The following is a 17,038-nucleotide window of genomic DNA, read 5'->3' as shown; positions in this document are numbered from 1 at the left end:
GAGGGCGTGGTGACCGAAGACGACAATGACCGCTATCGCGCGCCGGCGCTGGACAAGGGGCTGGATATTCTCGAGCTTCTGGCGGCCGTCGACGGCGGGCTGACGCAGGCCGAAATCTCCAAACGCCTCGACCGCAGCCCCAACGAGTTCTACCGCATGCTCGACCGGCTGGTGAAGCGCGGTTACGTGACCCGCATCGACGGGGACCGCTTTGCATTGACGCTGAAGCTTTTCGGGCTGGCCCAGCTTCATGCGCCGGTGCGTCGGCTCGTTTCCTTCGCCGTGCCGCTGATGCGCGAGCTTGCCGAGGCGTCTCGCCAGGCGAACCAACTCGTCGTCTTCGACCGGGGCTATCCGGTGGTCATCGCTCAGCAGGAAGCGCCGGGTTACTGGGGCATTTCCATCCGCGTCGGCTCGCGGATCAGCCTGTTCGATACCGGTTCCGGTCATGTGCTGCTCGCCTTCCACACGAAGGAGGAGCGCGAGATGATGATCGCCGAAAACCTCGGCAGCAGCGGCGACCACAACAAGGTCACGCCGGAATTCCTCTCGCGGCTCGACCAGATCCGTGCGCGGGGCTACGAGATGATGCCGAGCGCGCAGACGGCGGGCGTCATCAACCTTTCCGCCCCCGTTCTCGGGGCAGACGGCAAGGTGATCGCATCGCTGACGGTGCCCTATATCACGCTGATAAACACACCCGGCGCGCCGGATATCACCAACACCATTCACCTTCTGCTGGAGACGACCCGCAAGCTTTCGGAGATGACCGGTTCCGGCTTCAAGGCTGAGGGTTAGTGGCTTAAAAATTCGTATTTGAATAGCTGATTTTTCTGTGGCAGGTTCTTCCGTGAATTCGTGGAGGAGGCCCGGATGATCGTCGATACCCATCTGCACCTGATCTACCGGGCGCAGCTTTCCTATCCGTGGCTGGCCGGCGTGCCGCCGCTCGATGCCGATTTCACCTATGACACCTATCTGCAGGAGGCCCGCCGTCTCGGGATTTCGGCGAGCCTGCACATGGAAGTGGACGTGGCGGAGGAGGACATCGAGGCCGAAACGGCGATGATCGAGCGCCTTGCCGCCACCGAGGGAAGCCAGCTTGCCGGGGCGATTGCCGCCTGTCGGCCCGAATCGGTGGATTTCCCCGCCTATCTCGAGCGGGTGCGCGGCAATCGCTTCGTGCGAGGGTTTCGCCGCGTGCTGCATGTGATGCCGGACGATCTTTCTGAAGGCGCGCTGTTTCGCGAGAATATCCGGCGTCTCTCAGGCACCGGGCTGGTTTTCGACATCTGCGTTCTGCCGCATCAACTGGACAAGGCCGCGGCGCTTGCCGATCTCGCTCCGGATGTCTCTTTCGTGCTCGACCATTGCGGCGTGCCCGACATCAAGGGCGGCGGCTTTGCCGTGTGGAAGGGGCCGATGGCGGAAATCGCCCGGCGACCGAATGTGACCGTCAAACTGTCCGGCCTGCCGGCCTATGGAGCGGAGAGCTGGACGCTGGAAGACCTGAAACCTTACTTCGCCCATGTGGCGGAAAGCTTCGGCTTCGACCGCATGGTCTGGGGCAGCGACTGGCCCGTCTGCACGCTGGGTGGCGGTCTCTCGACCTGGGTGGGCGCGACCCATGCCCTGCTTTCCGGCGTCAGCCCCGATGAGAAGGCACGGGTTCTCTCGGGAAATGCCCGCACGCTCTGGAAGATCTGACCTTATCCGGCCGAAATCCGCCCCAAATTCGGGTCAGGCGGCGCGAGGGGCAAACAGGATGACGGCGGCGCCGGCAAGCGCCAGCAGCGAGCCGGTAACGTCCCAGCGATCCGGTATCTGCCCCTCGATCAGCCACAGCCACACCAGCGAGGCGAGGATATAGACGCCGCCATAGGCGGCATAGGCGCGGCCTGCGGCTTCGCTCGGCACCAGCGTCAGCAGCGAGGCGAAGGCGATGAGAAGGGCCGTACCCGGCGCCAGCCAGACGATGGATTTCGACAGTTTCAACCAGGCCCAGAAGGCAAAACAGCCGGCGATTTCGCAGAAGGCGGCAGCGGCGTAAATGGCGCCGGTGGACAAGATCGGATGCATTGATGTCACCATGAAACGAACCCGTTCATGGTGACATCGATGGAGTTGCCGATCCAGAGTGCGGCTCCGGGCTATCCCCGGAAACTCTTCACGAAGCCGTCATTCAGTTGCCCGATCGCCGTGTCGATGGACATCGCGCCGGTGACCGCGTTGTTGACGATATGGGACGCTTCTTCCTGGAACGGCATGTAGCCGTCATGCCGGGGCCGGAGCCACGCGCCCTCCAGCGTGCGGCGGGTGGCGCGGTAGAAGTCGAGCGTGGCGGCATTTGCACCATCGTCTTCCCACCCGGCGGCATGGCCGGGCTGGCCTCCCGAGCGCCAGTAGCCGTCCGCCTGCACCGGACCTCCCGCGATCCAGTAGGCGAAATCGATTGCGGCCTGCCGGTTCTCGGAAAAGGCCGAAACTGCGATGCCGGTGCCGCCCAGCGCGGAGCCTCTGGGGTCGCTGCCTGAGACGGTCGGCATGTCGGCAAAGGCGATGCGGGCGGGGCGGAAGCCGTCCAGCGAATAGCTGACATAGCCGTAGATGAGCGGTGAGACGGCAACGGGGGAGCCTGTGTCGCCCATGGCATCGAGCACCGCGATGGGGTCCATCGTCAGGCAGGCCGGATCAATGAGGTTTGCCAGTTCACGAAGCATTTCCAGCGCCTTGCTGCCGCTCTCGCGGTCTACAAAGGGCGTGTCCCTGTCGACGGAGCAGGGGCGGCCGAGCTGGCCACAAAGGGTGAAGAAGCTCATCAGCGAGTGGGGCGGGCGTAGCGGCAGGTGCACGCCACCCCGGCGGGCGAGATGGAGCACATCGTCCCATTTGGCCGGCGGAGCTTCCAGCCGGTCGGGCCGCCAGGCAAGCACCTGCGTTGCGGCGTCGATGGGGAAGGCCCATTGATGGCCCTGCCAGTGGTAGCTCGGGAAGGAGGCGCCAACCGAGCCTGCCGCCAACGCCTCGAATTCGGCCAGCCGATCCGGCCGGTCCAGCGGGGCGAGGCAGTTCTCCGCGGTGATCTGCCCGACATGGGGGTGATCGATGACGATCAGGTCGTAGCTGCGGGCAAGTTCCTCCACCGGAAAGCTCTCGAAATCCTGCAGAGACCGCTTGTCCCACTCGACCGTCACGCCGGCTCTTGCCAGCCAGTCGGCGGAGCAGGCTACCATCGGATCGTAGCCACGGGGATGGCTCCAGGTCATGCCCTTCAGGGTGATGGCCATCAGGCGAACTCCGCCCTGATCTTCGCCGTGTGTTCCCCGACCAGCGGCGCCGCGCGGCCGCCATGGGGCCGCTTGCCGTCGATGCGAACGGGGCAGCGGGTGGTGCCGATCGCGACATCGTCCTCGCGTGTGACCGTCTGCAGCATGTCGAGCAGGCGGAAACCCTCGCTCTCCAGCAGTTCCGGCCATTCCATCACCTTCGAGCACCAGATATCGGCGGGTTCCAGAATGGCGAGCCAGTGTTCCACCGTCTCGGTCGCGATGCTGTCGGCGATGATCCTCTTGATCTCGTCGCGGCGGGTGAACCACGATTTCGGATCGTCGCGGAAGGGGGCCAAGGCATCGATGCCGAGAAGATCCTGCAGGCGGCCGATCGGGGTCATGGCGATGGCGAGATAGCCATCCTTTGCCGGATAGACGCCGTAGGGCGCGGAGAGATAGGCGTTGGCATTGCGGAAGGAGGCGCGCTTCGGAAGCCGCCGGCCGTCGTTCAGGTGGGTCGTCAGAAGCTCGAATTGCAGGTCGACAAGGCTTTCCAGAAGGCTGGTCTGCACATACGCGCCCTTGCCCGAAACGCCGCGGCGCACGAGGGCGGCGAGGATGGCCTGGCAGGTATTGGCGCCGGCCAGCATGTCGGCGATGGAGAGGCCAAGCGGCACCGGTCCCTGGCCCTCGTCGCCGTTCAGCCACATCACGCCGGAGCGGGCCTGCGCAAGCAGGTCCTGGCCCGGACGCATGACCCAAGGTCCCTCTTCGCCATAGCCGCTGATCGAGGCATAGACGATCCTCGGATTGATGGCCTTCACCGCCTGGTAGTCGAGCCCGAGGCGTTCGATCACACCGGGGCGGAAGTTTTGGATCATGACATCCGCGCTGCCGAGCAGCTTGCGCAGGAAGGCAAGATCCTCAGGGTTCTTCAGGTCGATGCCGAGGCTTTCCTTGCCGCGGTTGATGGCGTGGAACAGCGTGGAGTCGCCGCCGACTTCGGTATCCGAGAGATAGAGGCGACGGGAAAGGTCGCCGCCGTCAGGCCGTTCGATCTTGATGACGCGCGCGCCGAGGTCGAGCAGACGGAGCGAACAGTAAGGCCCCGACAGGAACTGGCTCATATCGACCACGGTCAGCCCCGCGAGCAGCGGGCCTGCTTCATCCTGCATGTCAATCTCCTCCCAGACGCCGGACGCATGAATGACGACCCAATATCGTCGTAATTCTTATTTGAATTTATCTTTCACATATGGGTATTTCTTGCAAGCCCGATTTTGCGCCCTCCGTCATCGGCGCGCAGGGGCGCCGCCCCGGCCGGTCGGCCGGGGATCAGGCTTGCAGCACGATGCCATGAGGGGTCAGGCCGCCGCTTCGGCGATCAGCTTTTTCAGATAGGCCTGGGTGGTGAAGATCAGCGCTTCCACGCTCTCGGCGGCAACGGCGGTGTCACCGAGCGCGAAGTTCTGCAGGATCAGTCCGTCGATCCCGATCAGCATGAAGCGGGTGACGGCATTGGCGATGCGGGTCCGTTCGGGCTCCGGTATGTCGCTGTTACGGAAGATGAACTGGCTGTAGAAATCGATGTAGGTGTTGTACTGCTTGGCGGCGAGCCATTCGGAACCCTGGGTCCGCAGGGCATAGATCGTCAGTTCGATCTGGGAAATTTCCCGGTTGGGGTTCTCGCCGATATAGCGCCAGATCAGCCGGATGAGCTGGGCGATACGGTCGTCCATGTCGGTGCTGTTCACCGAACTGGTGTAGCGCGTGCCCATGTCTGTGACGAGATCTTCGAGGACCGCCAGCATCAGGCTTTCCTTGCTGTCGAAATAGTAGTGCAGCGTGGCGAGCTGCACGCCGGCGCGCGCCGCGATCTTGCGGGTGGTCAGCGATTCCATGCCTTCGCTTTCCACCGCCTCGATCGCGCCCCTGATGATGCGTGCGCGGGTTTCTATCCCCTTCTTCGTCGCACCGGGACTTCTTGCCGCGGGAGTTCCGGCCGCGGGAGTTCCGGCCGATCGTCTGCTGTCGTCTTTCATGTCCTCGTCAGGGTGCCTCGTAGGTGATGCGGCCGTCGCAGATGGTCGCCACCGGCTTGAGGGCTGCGATTTCTGTGGCCGGGCATGCTTCGATATCGCCGGAAAGAACGACGATATCGGCGAGGAAGCCTTCTTTCAACTTGCCCTTCCGGTCTTCCATGAATTCTACCCAGGCACTTGTGCGGGTATAGGCGGCAAGGGTTTCCATCAGGGAAAGGCGATGATCGGGCATATCCTCAGCCCAGGGCTTGCGGGTCATCGCGTCGCCGATGCAGCTCAGGGGCGCAAGCGGCGAGACGGGCCAGTCGGTGGCGAAGACGATCTTCGCGCCGGCGTCGACCAGCGCCTTCCAGGCGAAGGCGTAGGGCCAGCGTTCGCGGCCGATATAGGTGAGGTAGGGTTCGAGCGGCAGGCCGGCCGAGCCCGGCGGATGGGTCGGCTGCATCGAGGCGACGGTGCCGAGCCTGGCAAAGCGCGGGATATCGTCGGGATGGACGACCTCGATATGCTCGATGCGGTTGCGGCTGTCGCGTTTGCCGTTCGCTTCGATGGCGGCCTCGTAGCCGTCGAGCACCATGCGGACCGCGCCGTCGCCGATCGCATGCACCGCGACCGGCAGGCCAAGCCTGTCGGCTTCGACCGCGATGGAATTGAAATGCCCGGCGGAAAACAGCGGCTCGCCCTTCCAGCCGGGCTTGTGGCTGTAGTCGTCGACGAAGACGGCGGTTTCGCCTTCCGTGACGCCATCCATGAACATCTTGACGAAGTTGCATCGCAGCTTGTCGGTGTCGAAACGTTCGCGCCAGACAGCCGCCTTTTCCTCCAGATGGGAGAGCGGCATGAAGTTCTTCATGTGGAACGGCATGCGGACGCGGACCGGTAGCCCCTCGGTGTCCTCGATCTCCTGCAGCATTTCGAGCTGGTAGAGGCTGCCGTCCATGTTCTGGAACGAGGTGATGCCGAGAGAGGCGCAATAGGCAAGGCCGCGCTTGATGACCGCGATGTCGCCGGCGCGTTCTTCCGGCGTCACGTGCTCCGGATCGCCGCCGGTTCCGACGCCCAGCCCCTCACGGCCGCCCGTCGCGCTCATGCTGGAAACCGGACGAATGGCGTTGGTTTCGCGCAGTTCTCCCGTCGCCAGGCCATCCTCGCCCATGACGATCTCGTTGCCGACGCCGACATCGCGGCCGTGCAGGATGCCCGCCTTTTCCAGTGCAATCGTGTTCGCCCAGGCCGTGTGATGGTCCGGCGAGAACATCAGGAAGGGGCGGTCGGGAACGATGCGGTCGAGATGGTGGCGGGTGACGCGCTCCTCTTCCGAAATCACGGTGTAGTCGGCATATTGCGCGACCAGCAGCGGAAGATCGGGATTGGCGGCGGCATAGGTCTGGATGGCGTTCTTCAGCGCCTCGAAACCCTGCACCTTGAAGAGGGAAAGTTCGCCCAGCCCGACCGAGCCGCCGAAGATATGCATGTGGGCTTCGTTGAAGCCGGGCAGGACGGTCGCGCCGCCGGCGTCGACGATCCGCGCCCCCGCCTTCGCGAGCGGCAGAATCCCGGCATCGCTGCCGACAGCCAAGATCCTGTTCCCCGCAATGGCGATGGCTTCGGCCCGCGGGCTTTCGTCATCCATGGTGAGAATGCAGGCGTTGTGAATGATGAGGTCGGCGGTCGCGGTCATGATTGGCTCGTCCGTTGAAATTCCGGTTGGGGCGGTTTCTGCCGCCCGGCTGGTGGGCGGCAGAAGCTGGTCAGGCCGCTTGATAGACGATGCGTCCGTCGCAGATCGTGGTCACCGCGCGAACGGTTGCCATGATCTCGTCGGCCGGGACGCTTTCGATATCGTGGGAGAGGATGACAACGTCGGCGAGGAAGTCGGGTTTCAGCTTGCCCTTTCGGTCTTCGGCAAATTCCACCCATGCGCCGATGGAGGTGTAGGCTTCGAGCGATTCCTCCAGCGTGAAGCGCTGATCGGGCAGCCCGTCCTTCCACGGCTTGCGGGTTAGCGCATCCTGGATGCACTGGAAGGGCGAGACCGGGGAGACCGGCCAGTCGGATGCGAAAACGACCGTCGCGCCAGCGTCCTTCATCGTCCGCCATGCATAGGCATAGGGCCAGCGATCCTCGCCGATCCTTGCGGTGGTCGGTTCGGGCGGGAAGCATGTGCCGCCCGGATAATGCACGGGCTGCATCGAGGCGACGACGCCGAGTTCCCTGAAGCGCGGGATATCGTCGGGATGGATCACCTCGATGTGCTCGATGCGGTGGCGATGGTCCTGCTTGCCGTTTGCCTTGAGCGCAGCCTCAAAGCCGTCAAGTGTCTGGCGGATTGCGGCGCTGCCGATCGCATGCACGGCGATCTGCAAGCCCAGCCCGTCAGCCTTGATGGCGATGGCATCGAAAACTTCAGGCGTGAACAGCGGCTCGTAGGTATAACCCGGGCGATCACCATAACCATCGAGCATGTAGGCCGTCTGGCTGTCGATCACGCCATCCATGAACACCTTGACGAAATCGCCACGCAGCATGTCGGTGGCGAATTCCTTCTTCCATTCGGCGGCCTTGTCCAGCTCCGAAAGGTCCATGAAATTCTTCATGTGGAAGGGAATGCGGATGCGGACGGGCAATTCGCCGGCCTGTTCCAGATCGCGCATGATGCGGAGCTGGTAGTGGTTGCCGTCGAAATTCTGGATAGAGGTGACGCCCCAGGAGGCGCAGTATTCGAGACCGTTCTTCAGGATGGCGCGGTCGAGCGCGTATTGCTCGGGCGTGACGTTTTCCGGGTCCATGCCGGTCACCATGCCGAGTTCTTCGCGGCCGCCGGTCGAGGCCAGCGCCGCGACGGGACCGAAGGCGTTGCCTTCGCGCAGTTCGCCGCTGGCCAGTCCGTCTTCACCCATCACCACTTCGTTGCCGACGCCGACATCCTTGCCGTTAAGCAGGTCCGCCTTTTCCAGCGCGGCAGTGTTGGCCCAGGCGGTGTGATGGTCCGGCGCGAACATCATGAAGGGACGGTCGGGGATGATGGCGTCGAGATGCTGGCGGGTGACCGGCTGGTTTAGGCCGATGATCGAATAGTCGGCGGAAAAGCCCATCAGAAGGGGCTCGTCCGGATTGGCGGCGGCATATTCCAGCATGGCAGCCTTCAGCGCCTCGAAGCCTTCGACGCCGTGCAGGTTGAGCTGGCGAAGAGAGACCGACCCGGGAAAGATGTGCATGTGGGCTTCGTTGAAGCCCGGCATCACCGTCGCGCCGCCGGCATCAACGATTTTCGTCGAAGCGGTGGCAAGGGCCTCGATTTCCGAGGCGGTGCCGACAGCGAGAACCCTGTTGCCGGAAAGCGCGACGGCTTCCGCCTTCGGGCTGTCGCTGTCCATGGTCAGGACCCTGGCGTTCGTGATGATGATGTCTGCGGTTTTAGTCATGTCTTTTATCCAGATTGAGGCTTCAGGCCGCCGCACGGCACATGGCGCGGAAGAAGGCGAAGTTGTCGTGCTTCAGTTCGTCGTCCAGCGGGTTGGGTTGCGACGAGAGCTTGACGATCACGGTTTCGGTCGAGGGATCGACATAGAGCCATTGGCCGTGGATGCCGATTGCGCAGAATGCGCCGTCGGCCTCGCCGGACTGGTACCACTTGCTGCGGTAGCGGCCGTTGGGCAGGAAGGTCGGGCCGGCCTGTTTCCAGGCTTCCGGGTCGCCGGCGGTCTTCATGTCTTCGACCCATGCGGCGGGCACGACCTGCCGGCCACCCGCCGTGCCGCCATCGAGCAGCATCTGGCCGATACGGGCAAGATCGCGGGCCGTCACGCAGACGCCGCCGGCCGAGCGGGCCGAACCTGCTGCATCGACGCTGACCAGTGCATGGTTTTTCGCACCGAGCGGCTTCCATAAAAGATCGGAGAAAAGGTCGGCATAGCGGCGGCCGCTGGCGCGCTCGATCAGGATGCCGAGCAGGTCGGAATTGGGCGAGGCATAGTAGAAGCGTCCGCCATGGGCGCGGTCGGCCTTCTTCAGCGTCAGCAGGAATTCCAGAAGGGTTTCGGTTGGCGTGCCGGGTTCCGCCGGGTTCCAAAGCGTCGCGCGGCGATAGCGGGCAAAGGCGCCCATCCTGTCGAGATAGGCCTCCTCGAAATCGAGGCTGACGCGCATGTCCAGCACGTCGCGGAAGCTGCAGTCGCCATAGACGGAGCCTTTCGCCTCGGGGAGATAATCCGTCACCGGGCGGTCAGGGTCGATTGCGCCTTGCCCTTCGAGGATGCCGGAGACGAGGGCGGTCAGCGATTTCGAGATGGAAAAGACGATGTGGCGGGCATTGACATGGCAATGGGCCGCATAGTGTTCGGCGACGATCCGACCGCCCTTCATCATCACGAAGGCATCGGTATGGGCATAATCGAGAAAGGCGCGGGGCGTCTTTGCGTCGGCAATGCCGGTGTCCAGCGGTGCGTCCAGCAGGGGCGCGCTTTCAAGCGTCGTTTCCGGCTGCTCTGCCGTCGCGCGGATCTCGGCGGTCGGCACGATCTCGCGCAGGTTCTGGAAGCTCCAGCGGCTGAAAGGAGCGGTGCGCCAGTTGGCGAGCGTCACGTCGCGGCGCTCGAAGCCATGGGCACTGTTGAATTCCGTGGTCATGAAAAACACTTCCCTGAAACGGGAGAGCCGTGAAGGCTCCCCCGTCTTGATGCAGGCATCGATATGGACAGGCTTACTTCTGAACTTCGGTCCAGATCTTGGTGTAGAGTTCCTGAACTTCCGGAGCGCAGGCGAGGTTGAACTTGCCGGCTGCCTTGGCCGATTCCGGAATGTTGACTTCAGGCGCGGTCTTCATGTCTTCCGGCATATAGGCTTCAGAACCCTTGATGCCGTTTGCATAGCGCGCGAAGGCGGAGATCATGGCGGCGTTCTGCGGGTCCATGATGAAGTTGAGGAAGAGCTTGGCGTTTTCGACGTTCTTGGCGTCCTTCAGGATGGTGGCGTTGTCCATCCAGATCGGGTAGCCTTCCTTGGGATAGCCGTAGACGATGTTCGGATTGGCGAGGCGGCCGCGGAAGGTGGCGCCATTCCAGTCGACCGAAGCGGCGAGGTCGCCCTTGGTGTATTTTTCGACCGTGCCGTAGTCCATCGAGATCCACTTCGGCTTGGCGGCGACCAGCAGGTCACGGGCCTTCTTCAGAACGGTCAGGTCGCCGGTGCAGGGCTCGCCGCCGGCATAGGTGACGACCATGTGCATGACATCGGACATTTCCGGAACGACGTTGACCTTGCCGACCAGTTCCGGCGGCGGGTCGAGGAAGATCGCGGACGTGTTCGGGTCGCCGGAATAGACCGACTTGTCGACGGCGATGCCGGTCGTGCCCCACTGCCACGGAACCGAGTAGTGGCGGCCCGGATCGAACGGCACGTCAACCCACTGCGGATCGACGTTCTTGAAGTTCTCCATCTGGTCGGGACGGGATTCCAGCAGCAGTCCTTCGTTGATGAAGATCGGCAGGGCGCTGGCCGAGGGAACCACGATGTCGAAGCCATGGCCGCCCTGGCGAATCTTGGCGAGCGCGGTATCGTTGCTGTCGTAGTCGGTGAGCGTGACCTTGACCTTGTAGGTCTCCTCGAACTTCTTGATGAGTTCGGGGTTGGTGTAGTTGCCCCAGTTGTAGATGTTGAGTTCGCCTTCCGCGTGGGCGATCGCCGCGGAGGCCATCAGGGCCACCAGGCTGGCGGCAAGCTTCAGGGTATGCTTCATGGTTCCCACTCCTGTGTTCACTCGGTTTTTTCGTTGGGTCTGCTGAGGAAGAAGAAGATCGTGACAACCGCCAGCGACAGCAGCAGAAATACTGTCGAGATGGCATTCATCTCCGGCGTGATGGACCGGCGCAGTTGGCCCAGCATGTAGGTCGGGAGGGTGTCCTGACCGCCGGATTTCACGAATTCCGTAATGACCACGTCATCGAGGGAGATGACGAAGGCAAGCATGAGGCCGGCCAGGATGCCCGGCCAGAGCAGGGGCAGCGTGATGTAGCGGAAGGCCTTGAACGGCGTCGCATAGAGATCGGCGGCGGCGCGCTCCAGCGAAAGATCCATGTTTTCGAGGCGCGCCCTGATCGGAAGGTAGGCGAACGGCACACAGAAAGCCGTATGCGCAATGATGAGATAGCCGAGGCCGGAATAGCCGGTCCAGACCTTGATGCGCGAGAAGAGGATGAGCAGCGCCACCGCGGTGACGATTTCCGGCACCATCAGCGGCATGTTGATGAAGGAATATTTGAAGGTGAGGCCGCGATAGGCCTCCGTCCGGGTCGTGGCGATGGCTGCAAGCGTGGCGACGGCGGTCGCGATCACGGCGGCGAAGGTGGCGATCTCGACCGAGCGGATCGAGGCCTCTATCACCTGGGTATTGTTCCAGGCCGCCGCGAACCACTGGAGCGAGAACCCTTCCCATCGGGCGATGGACGAGCCCGAGTTGAAGGCATAGACGACCAGTGTCGCGATCGGCAGATAGAGGATGAAGAAGCAGAGCATCGCGATGGTGGCGAAGCCCGGCTGTACCCGGATATCGAAGCGATTACGCATGGCCGCCTCCCGTCTTTCCGGCGTTCTTCACGTAGTAGAGCATGGCGGCGAGCACGATGATGACCAGCGTGATCGACAGCGAGGCGCCGAGCGGCCAGTTGCGGCCCTGGCCGAACTGCAGCTCGATCAGGTTGCCGATCATCAGGTTCTTGCCGCCGCCGAGGATGCGCGGGATGACGTAGGACGACAGCGCCGGGATGAAGACGAGGATCGAACCGGCGATGATGCCGGGCTTCACCAGCGGAATGATGATGCGCCGCAACACCTGGAAGCGCGTTGCATAGAGATCGTAACCGGCCTCGACGAGACGGAAATCCAGTTTTTCCATGCTGGCGTAAAGCGGCAGCACCATCAGCGGCAGGTGGACATAGGCCATGCCGAGCAGGATGGCGAAGTCGGTGTAGAGCATCTGGATCGGCGCGGAGATCACCCCGAGCTTCATCAGGACCGTGTTCACCAGGCCTTCGTTGCGGATCATTTCCTGAATGGCGAAACCGCGGATCAGCATGTTGGTCCAGAAGGGAATGGTAATCAGGAACAGCCAGACCTGGCGATAACTCGCCGGCCGGCTGGCAATGAAGTAGGCGGTCGGGAAGCCGAGGATCAGCGACAGGACCGTGGTCGCCAACGCCAGCTTGATCGAGCGCCAGAGGATGCTGACATGGGCATCGGCGAGGGACAGGGTGTTATCGAAGATGTCCCTTTGCAGGAACACGTTGAACCAGGCCTCGGTCGAGAATTCCCATTTCACATCGCCGTAATTGCCGGGGGCAAGGAAGGAATAGACGAGGACGATGAAGAGCGGGCCGACGCCGGCCAGACCGATAATCAGAAGCGCCGGGGCGCTGAGAAGCCAGCGGTTGCGGATATCCCGCCGTCTGGCATTTTCGGCTGCTTGCTGTGCTCCGCTCATCCTCAGTCCTTCAGGATCTGCGCGACATCGTCGCTGAGCTTGATGCCGACGGTCTGGCCTTCGCTATAGCCGCACGGGCCGCTGCGGCTGTTCTGCTGGCGCACGGTGAACAGCGAGCCGCCGTCGAGGCGGACGTTGATGGCCGTATCCGTGCCGAGATAGACGATGCTTTCGACCACGCCGGAGAGCGTCGCATCGGCTGACGGTTCCATCAGCGCCGCATGTTCCGGGCGTATCACGATCGTCACCTTGCCGTTCGGGTTCGTCTGTTCGGGGAAGGTCGCGGGGATCTCCTTGCCGGAACGCAGACGTACCCTGGCGCTCGTGCCTTCGATGGAAACCACCTCGACCTCGAGGAAATTCGTCTCGCCGATGAAGTTGGCGACGAAACGCTCGGCCGGATGATCGTAGATCTCCCAAGGGCTACCCACCTGACGGACGGAGCCGGCCGACATGACCGCGATGCGGTCGGACATGGTCAGCGCTTCCTCCTGGTCATGGGTGACGAAGATGAAGGTGATGCCGGTTTCGGCCTGCACGCGCTTCAGTTCGATCTGCATTTCCTTGCGCAGCTTGTAGTCGAGCGCCGAAAGCGGTTCGTCGAGCAGCAGCACCTTCGGTTTGGGAGCAAGCGCGCGGGCGAGCGCCACACGCTGCTGCTGGCCGCCGGAAATCTGGCTGACCTGGCGGTCGCGCATCGGCGTCATGTGCACGAGTTCCAGCATTTCGGCGACCCGCGTCCTGAGCTCGTCGGCAGGGCGTCCGAGCATCTTCAGGCCGAAGGCGATGTTTTCCGCAACCGTCATGTGCGGAAAGAGCGCGTAGGACTGGAAGACGGTGTTGACCGGGCGCTTGAAGGGGGGCAGCGGCGCGATGTCCTCGCCATGCAGCAGGATCTCGCCGGAGGTCGGAAAATCGAAGCCGGCGATCAGCCTCAGAAGCGTGGTCTTGCCGCAACCGGAGGGGCCGAGCAACGTGAAGAATTCATTTTCCTGAATGGTGAGAAAGACTCCGCCAAGGGCGGTGACCTGTGCGTTTCCGGCGCCGTAGAGCCGGCTTACCCCGCGGATTTCGATCGCGGCCTTCTTCGATGTCGAACTCAAGAAATATCCCCGGTTTTTAGGTGGAATTTTCCGGCACTGTTTCACTTCAGCCGGCATGCGGCAAGGCTGCCGCCCTGCGCTTACTGACCCTAGACATCGACGCAATAAGCGTGCCACGCCCTGAAATGCATCCGGAATCCTCCCCTTGGGCGCGTCCCTTGACCTTCACGGCCCGGACTCTCGCCATTTTCCTCCTTTTCGCCGCGGAGCGCTCCCATCGTTCCGGTCTCGGCGATCCTGCCGTGAACGGGCAGGATTTCGGCATGTTGCCTCAAAATTGGTCGATTGACCATTTTTATTTCAGGCCCTGTGGAGATTTTTCCGCCGTCGCCTTCACTCCGCCGGTCGTTGCCATCGGCAATCCTTGACGGATGCTGCGCAAGCGCTTCTGATGGCCGCATCCTCCAGCCTGGAATGATGACGTGACCGATCCCGCCGACCTCGATGCCCTGTCGCTTTCCCGTGCCATCCACCACAAGCGCATCACCTGCGAAGAGGCGATGGAACGGTTTCTCGAGCGCATTCAGCGGATCAATCCGCAGATCAATGCCATCGTCAGCCTCAGGCAGCCCGCAGACCTCTTGGCCGATGCGCGCGAGCGGGACCGGGAGCTTGCCGCAGGGCGCTCGCACGGATGGCTGCATGGCATGCCGTTCGCGATCAAGGATCTGAGCGAAGCGAAGGGCATAACCTGCACCTACGGTTCTCCGATCTACAGGAATTTCGTGCCGGATTTCGACGATATCCAGGTGGAGCGGATCAGACGCGACGGGGCAATCGTGATCGGCAAGACCAATACGCCGGAATGGGGCTTTGGATCGCACTCCTACAATCCGGTCTTCGGCGTGACGCGCAATCCCTATGACACCGCGAGGAGCGCCGGCGGTTCGAGCGGCGGGGCAGGGGCGGCGCTTGCCGCAAGGCTCGTGCCGGTGGCCGACGGCAGCGACATGATGGGGTCGCTGCGCAATCCTGCGGCGTTCAACAACGTCGTCGGCTTCAGGCCGAGTTTCGGGCGCATTCCCGGCCTGCCGGGCAAGGATGCCTACATGAACCAGCTTTCGGTTCTCGGGCCGATGGCGCGCAGCGTCGCTGACGCTGCCGCGCTCCTCAACGTTCAGTCCGGCCATGACGGTCGTGATCCTCTGTCGCTTGCCGAGGAGCCTGTGCGGCTTCGCGCGGATTTCGATCCGAAGGGGCTCCGGGTCGGCTGGCTCGGCGATTTCGGCGGATACCTGCCGTTCGAGCCCGGCGTGCTGGAACTTTGCCGGGCAACACTTCCGGTTTTCGAGCGGATGGGATGCCGGGTCAGCGAGGTTCTCCCGGATTTCGACATGGAACGCCTGTGGTGGGCGTGGACGACGCTGCGCGGCTGGCTGACGGCCGGGTCGCTTCGCAGCCATTACGAGAACCCGGCCGAACGCGCGCTTCTCAAACCCGAAATCCTGTTCGAGATCCGCACCGGCCTCAAGGTGACCGCCGACGATATCTATGAGGCATCGTCCGTCAGGACGGCCTGGTACCAGACGATGCTGCGGCTTTTCGAACGTCACGACTACCTGGTCCTGCCGGCCGCGCAGGTGTTTCCCTTCGATGCGGATATCCCATGGCCGCGCGAAATCGATGGGCGGAAGATGGATACCTATCATCGCTGGATGGAGGTGGTGATCGGACCCAGCATGGCCGGTTTGCCAGTTGCGGCCATGCCGGCCGGTTTCGGGCCGGGCGGATTGCCTGCAGGCATTCAGATCGTCGGGCGGCCGCGCGCCGATGCCGCGGTTCTGGATTTGGCCCAGGCCTATGAGCGGGCAACCGACTGGCTTTGCAGGAAACCTTCTCTTGAATGAGGTTTCGTGCGTCTCCAGCCCTCGTTTCGCGTCTGGCTGTCGATGAACGGCGGTGTTGTTCGCAATCTTTTTTTGTACTTGAACACGCCGGGATTTTGGTCCAACCATTAATATATCAGATCGCTGAAGCGGCGCCGACGGCTTGCTACGGTGAAATGGTTCGACGACGATCGCTTCGTCAAGGTTTTGTAATTACAGGTGCTTTTCGATGGAACTGGTGTTCGACGGACATAATGACGTCCTGCTGAGGCTCTGGCGGAGCCGAGCAAACGGGACCGATCCGGTCGCCGAGTTCCGCAACGGCACCAGCGAGGGACATATCGATGGCCCCCGCGCCAAGGCGGGCGGATTGGCCGGCGGCCTCTGTGCCATCTACATCCCCTCGACGGGTGGCGATTTCGTTCTGAAGGAGCCGGACGAGAAAGGGCATTATGCGACCCCTCTCGAAGCGCCGCTGCAGCGCCAGCCCTCGCTCGACATCGCGCTCGACATGGCGTCGATCGCATTGCGTCTCGACCGGGCGGGTGCGTGGCGTCTCTGCCGTTCGACCGCGGAAATCCGCAGGGCCATGGAAGAGGGTATCTTCGCTGCCGTCATGCACATGGAAGGCTGCGAGGCCATCGATGACGATCTCGACGCGCTGGAAACCTTCCATGCCGCCGGCCTGCGTTCGCTCGGGCCGGTCTGGAGCCGCAACAACATCTTCGGTCACGGCGTGCCGTTTGCTTTTCCCATGTCTCCCGACACAGGGCCGGGGCTCACCGATCTCGGCTTCGAGCTGGTCAAGGCCTGCAACCGGATGGGCATCCTGGTCGATCTCGCCCACATCACCGAAAAGGGGTTCTGGGACGTGGCGAAGGTCAGCGACCAGCCGCTGATCGCCAGCCATTCGAATGCCCATGCGCTGACGCCGGTGGCGCGCAACCTGACCGACAAGCAGCTCGATGCGATCAGGGAAAGCCGCGGTCTCGTCGGCCTGAACTATGCCGTGACCATGCTGCGCGACGATGCGCGCGACGATGCCAAGACGCCGCTTTCCGACATGATCCGTCACATCGACCATCTCGTGAACCGCATGGGCATCGATTGCGTGGCGCTCGGTTCCGACTTCGACGGGGCGACCGTTCCGGCCGATATCGCCGACGCGGCCGGCAACCAGAAACTGGTTGCGGCCCTGAAAGCCGCCGGATACGCTGACGAGGAGTTGAAAAAAATCTGCCGGGAAAACTGGCTGAGGGTTCTGGCATCCGCCTGGCACGAATAAGCCAGCGGTTGCCCGAAGGGCACCAACCTAACAAAC

Annotated in this window: 16 protein-coding genes; 5 read left to right on the top strand and 11 right to left on the bottom strand. The window is 62.9% G+C overall.

Features of this window, described 5'->3' with window-relative positions; genetic code table 11:
* Positions 1–9 precede the first annotated feature (9 nt).
* Entirely contained in the window at positions 10–798 is a 789-nt protein-coding gene (locus tag ACLBKR_RS14290; RefSeq protein WP_113340836.1) for an IclR family transcriptional regulator, read from the top strand.
* A 75-nt stretch (positions 799–873) separates the two neighbouring features.
* Positions 874–1,707, top strand: coding sequence for an amidohydrolase family protein (locus ACLBKR_RS14285; protein ID WP_414899453.1), 834 nt, complete (start codon positions 874–876; stop codon positions 1,705–1,707).
* 33 nt (positions 1,708–1,740) lie between these two features.
* Here ACLBKR_RS14285 and ACLBKR_RS14280 read toward each other — a convergent pair whose 3' ends face one another.
* The 11 genes from ACLBKR_RS14280 to ACLBKR_RS14230 all read right to left on the bottom strand — a co-directional run bounded on the left by ACLBKR_RS14280 (position 1,741) and on the right by ACLBKR_RS14230 (position 13,891).
* Positions 1,741–2,079, bottom strand: a complete 339-nt coding sequence (locus ACLBKR_RS14280; RefSeq protein WP_113340834.1) for a YnfA family protein — start codon at positions 2,077–2,079, stop codon at positions 1,741–1,743.
* Positions 2,080–2,150: 71 nt separating this feature from the next.
* Positions 2,151–3,287: an extracellular solute-binding protein gene (locus ACLBKR_RS14275; protein WP_414899452.1), complete on the bottom strand. Its 1,137-nt coding sequence runs from the start codon at positions 3,285–3,287 to the stop codon at positions 2,151–2,153.
* The gene (locus ACLBKR_RS14270) at positions 3,287–4,444 is read right to left on the bottom strand and encodes a CaiB/BaiF CoA transferase family protein (RefSeq protein WP_113424410.1); all 1,158 of its coding nucleotides are present in this window, start codon (positions 4,442–4,444) and stop codon (positions 3,287–3,289) included. Before ACLBKR_RS14270 ends, ACLBKR_RS14275 begins: the two co-directional genes overlap by 1 nt.
* A 189-nt stretch (positions 4,445–4,633) precedes the next feature.
* Positions 4,634–5,170 (bottom strand): TetR/AcrR family transcriptional regulator, encoded by a 537-nt coding sequence (locus tag ACLBKR_RS14265; protein WP_414899451.1) that lies wholly within the window; start codon positions 5,168–5,170, stop codon positions 4,634–4,636.
* Positions 5,171–5,318: 148 nt separating this feature from the next.
* Entirely contained in the window at positions 5,319–6,992 is a 1,674-nt protein-coding gene (locus ACLBKR_RS14260) for an amidohydrolase (RefSeq protein ID WP_113447721.1), read from the bottom strand.
* A gap of 70 nt (positions 6,993–7,062) precedes the next feature.
* Positions 7,063–8,736, bottom strand: coding sequence for an amidohydrolase (locus tag ACLBKR_RS14255; RefSeq protein ID WP_113447720.1), 1,674 nt, complete (start codon positions 8,734–8,736; stop codon positions 7,063–7,065).
* Positions 8,737–8,758: 22 nt separating this feature from the next.
* Positions 8,759–9,940, bottom strand: a complete 1,182-nt coding sequence (locus ACLBKR_RS14250) for a serine hydrolase domain-containing protein (RefSeq protein WP_113447719.1) — start codon at positions 9,938–9,940, stop codon at positions 8,759–8,761.
* 73 nt (positions 9,941–10,013) lie between these two features.
* A complete protein-coding gene (locus ACLBKR_RS14245) occupies positions 10,014–11,048 on the bottom strand; it encodes an extracellular solute-binding protein (protein ID WP_112829303.1) in 1,035 nt (344 codons plus the stop codon).
* 17 nt (positions 11,049–11,065) lie between these two features.
* Positions 11,066–11,875 carry an ABC transporter permease gene (locus ACLBKR_RS14240; protein ID WP_113447718.1) on the bottom strand — a complete coding sequence of 270 codons (810 nt, stop codon included), beginning with the start codon at positions 11,873–11,875 and terminating at the stop codon, positions 11,066–11,068.
* Positions 11,868–12,788: an ABC transporter permease gene (locus tag ACLBKR_RS14235; protein ID WP_112829305.1), complete on the bottom strand. Its 921-nt coding sequence runs from the start codon at positions 12,786–12,788 to the stop codon at positions 11,868–11,870. The genes ACLBKR_RS14240 and ACLBKR_RS14235 overlap by 8 nt, the downstream gene beginning before the upstream one ends.
* Before the next feature lie 2 nt (positions 12,789–12,790).
* Positions 12,791–13,891 (bottom strand): ABC transporter ATP-binding protein, encoded by a 1,101-nt coding sequence (locus tag ACLBKR_RS14230; RefSeq protein WP_414899450.1) that lies wholly within the window; start codon positions 13,889–13,891, stop codon positions 12,791–12,793.
* A 20-nt stretch (positions 13,892–13,911) separates the two neighbouring features.
* Between ACLBKR_RS14230 and ACLBKR_RS14225 the strand changes: the two genes are divergently transcribed.
* The 3 genes from ACLBKR_RS14225 (at position 13,912) to ACLBKR_RS14215 (ending at position 17,002) form a co-directional block, all read left to right on the top strand.
* A complete protein-coding gene (locus ACLBKR_RS14225; RefSeq protein WP_414899449.1) occupies positions 13,912–14,259 on the top strand; it encodes a hypothetical protein in 348 nt (115 codons plus the stop codon).
* 54 nt (positions 14,260–14,313) lie between these two features.
* Complete coding sequence (locus ACLBKR_RS14220; RefSeq protein ID WP_414899448.1) at positions 14,314–15,738, top strand: amidase; 1,425 nt, start codon at positions 14,314–14,316, stop codon at positions 15,736–15,738.
* Between the two features lie 208 nt (positions 15,739–15,946).
* Complete coding sequence (locus tag ACLBKR_RS14215; RefSeq protein WP_113340823.1) at positions 15,947–17,002, top strand: dipeptidase; 1,056 nt, start codon at positions 15,947–15,949, stop codon at positions 17,000–17,002.
* Positions 17,003–17,038: the final 36 nt, after the last annotated feature.

This window comes from Paenirhizobium cremeum, from assembly GCF_047553425.1.
In the GTDB taxonomy this organism is placed as follows: Bacteria; Pseudomonadota; Alphaproteobacteria; order Rhizobiales; family Rhizobiaceae; genus Allorhizobium; species Allorhizobium cremeum.
Note: the sequence above shows the minus strand (reverse complement) of the source record. Positions and strands in the feature narration are given on the sequence as shown.

Coding starts and splice junctions, on each gene's coding strand:
- ACLBKR_RS14260 (WP_113447721.1), bottom strand. CDS start 6,992: ATGACCGCGACCGCCGACCTCATCATTCACAACGCCTGCATTCTCACC.
- ACLBKR_RS14240 (WP_113447718.1), bottom strand. CDS start 11,875: ATGCGTAATCGCTTCGATATCCGGGTACAGCCGGGCTTCGCCACCATC.
- ACLBKR_RS14245 (WP_112829303.1), bottom strand. CDS start 11,048: ATGAAGCATACCCTGAAGCTTGCCGCCAGCCTGGTGGCCCTGATGGCC.
- ACLBKR_RS14285 (WP_414899453.1), top strand. CDS start 874: ATGATCGTCGATACCCATCTGCACCTGATCTACCGGGCGCAGCTTTCC.
- ACLBKR_RS14255 (WP_113447720.1), bottom strand. CDS start 8,736: ATGACTAAAACCGCAGACATCATCATCACGAACGCCAGGGTCCTGACC.
- ACLBKR_RS14270 (WP_113424410.1), bottom strand. CDS start 4,444: ATGCAGGATGAAGCAGGCCCGCTGCTCGCGGGGCTGACCGTGGTCGAT.
- ACLBKR_RS14275 (WP_414899452.1), bottom strand. CDS start 3,287: ATGGCCATCACCCTGAAGGGCATGACCTGGAGCCATCCCCGTGGCTAC.
- ACLBKR_RS14265 (WP_414899451.1), bottom strand. CDS start 5,170: ATGGAATCGCTGACCACCCGCAAGATCGCGGCGCGCGCCGGCGTGCAG.
- ACLBKR_RS14250 (WP_113447719.1), bottom strand. CDS start 9,940: ATGACCACGGAATTCAACAGTGCCCATGGCTTCGAGCGCCGCGACGTG.
- ACLBKR_RS14235 (WP_112829305.1), bottom strand. CDS start 12,788: ATGAGCGGAGCACAGCAAGCAGCCGAAAATGCCAGACGGCGGGATATC.
- ACLBKR_RS14280 (WP_113340834.1), bottom strand. CDS start 2,079: ATGCATCCGATCTTGTCCACCGGCGCCATTTACGCCGCTGCCGCCTTC.
- ACLBKR_RS14215 (WP_113340823.1), top strand. CDS start 15,947: ATGGAACTGGTGTTCGACGGACATAATGACGTCCTGCTGAGGCTCTGG.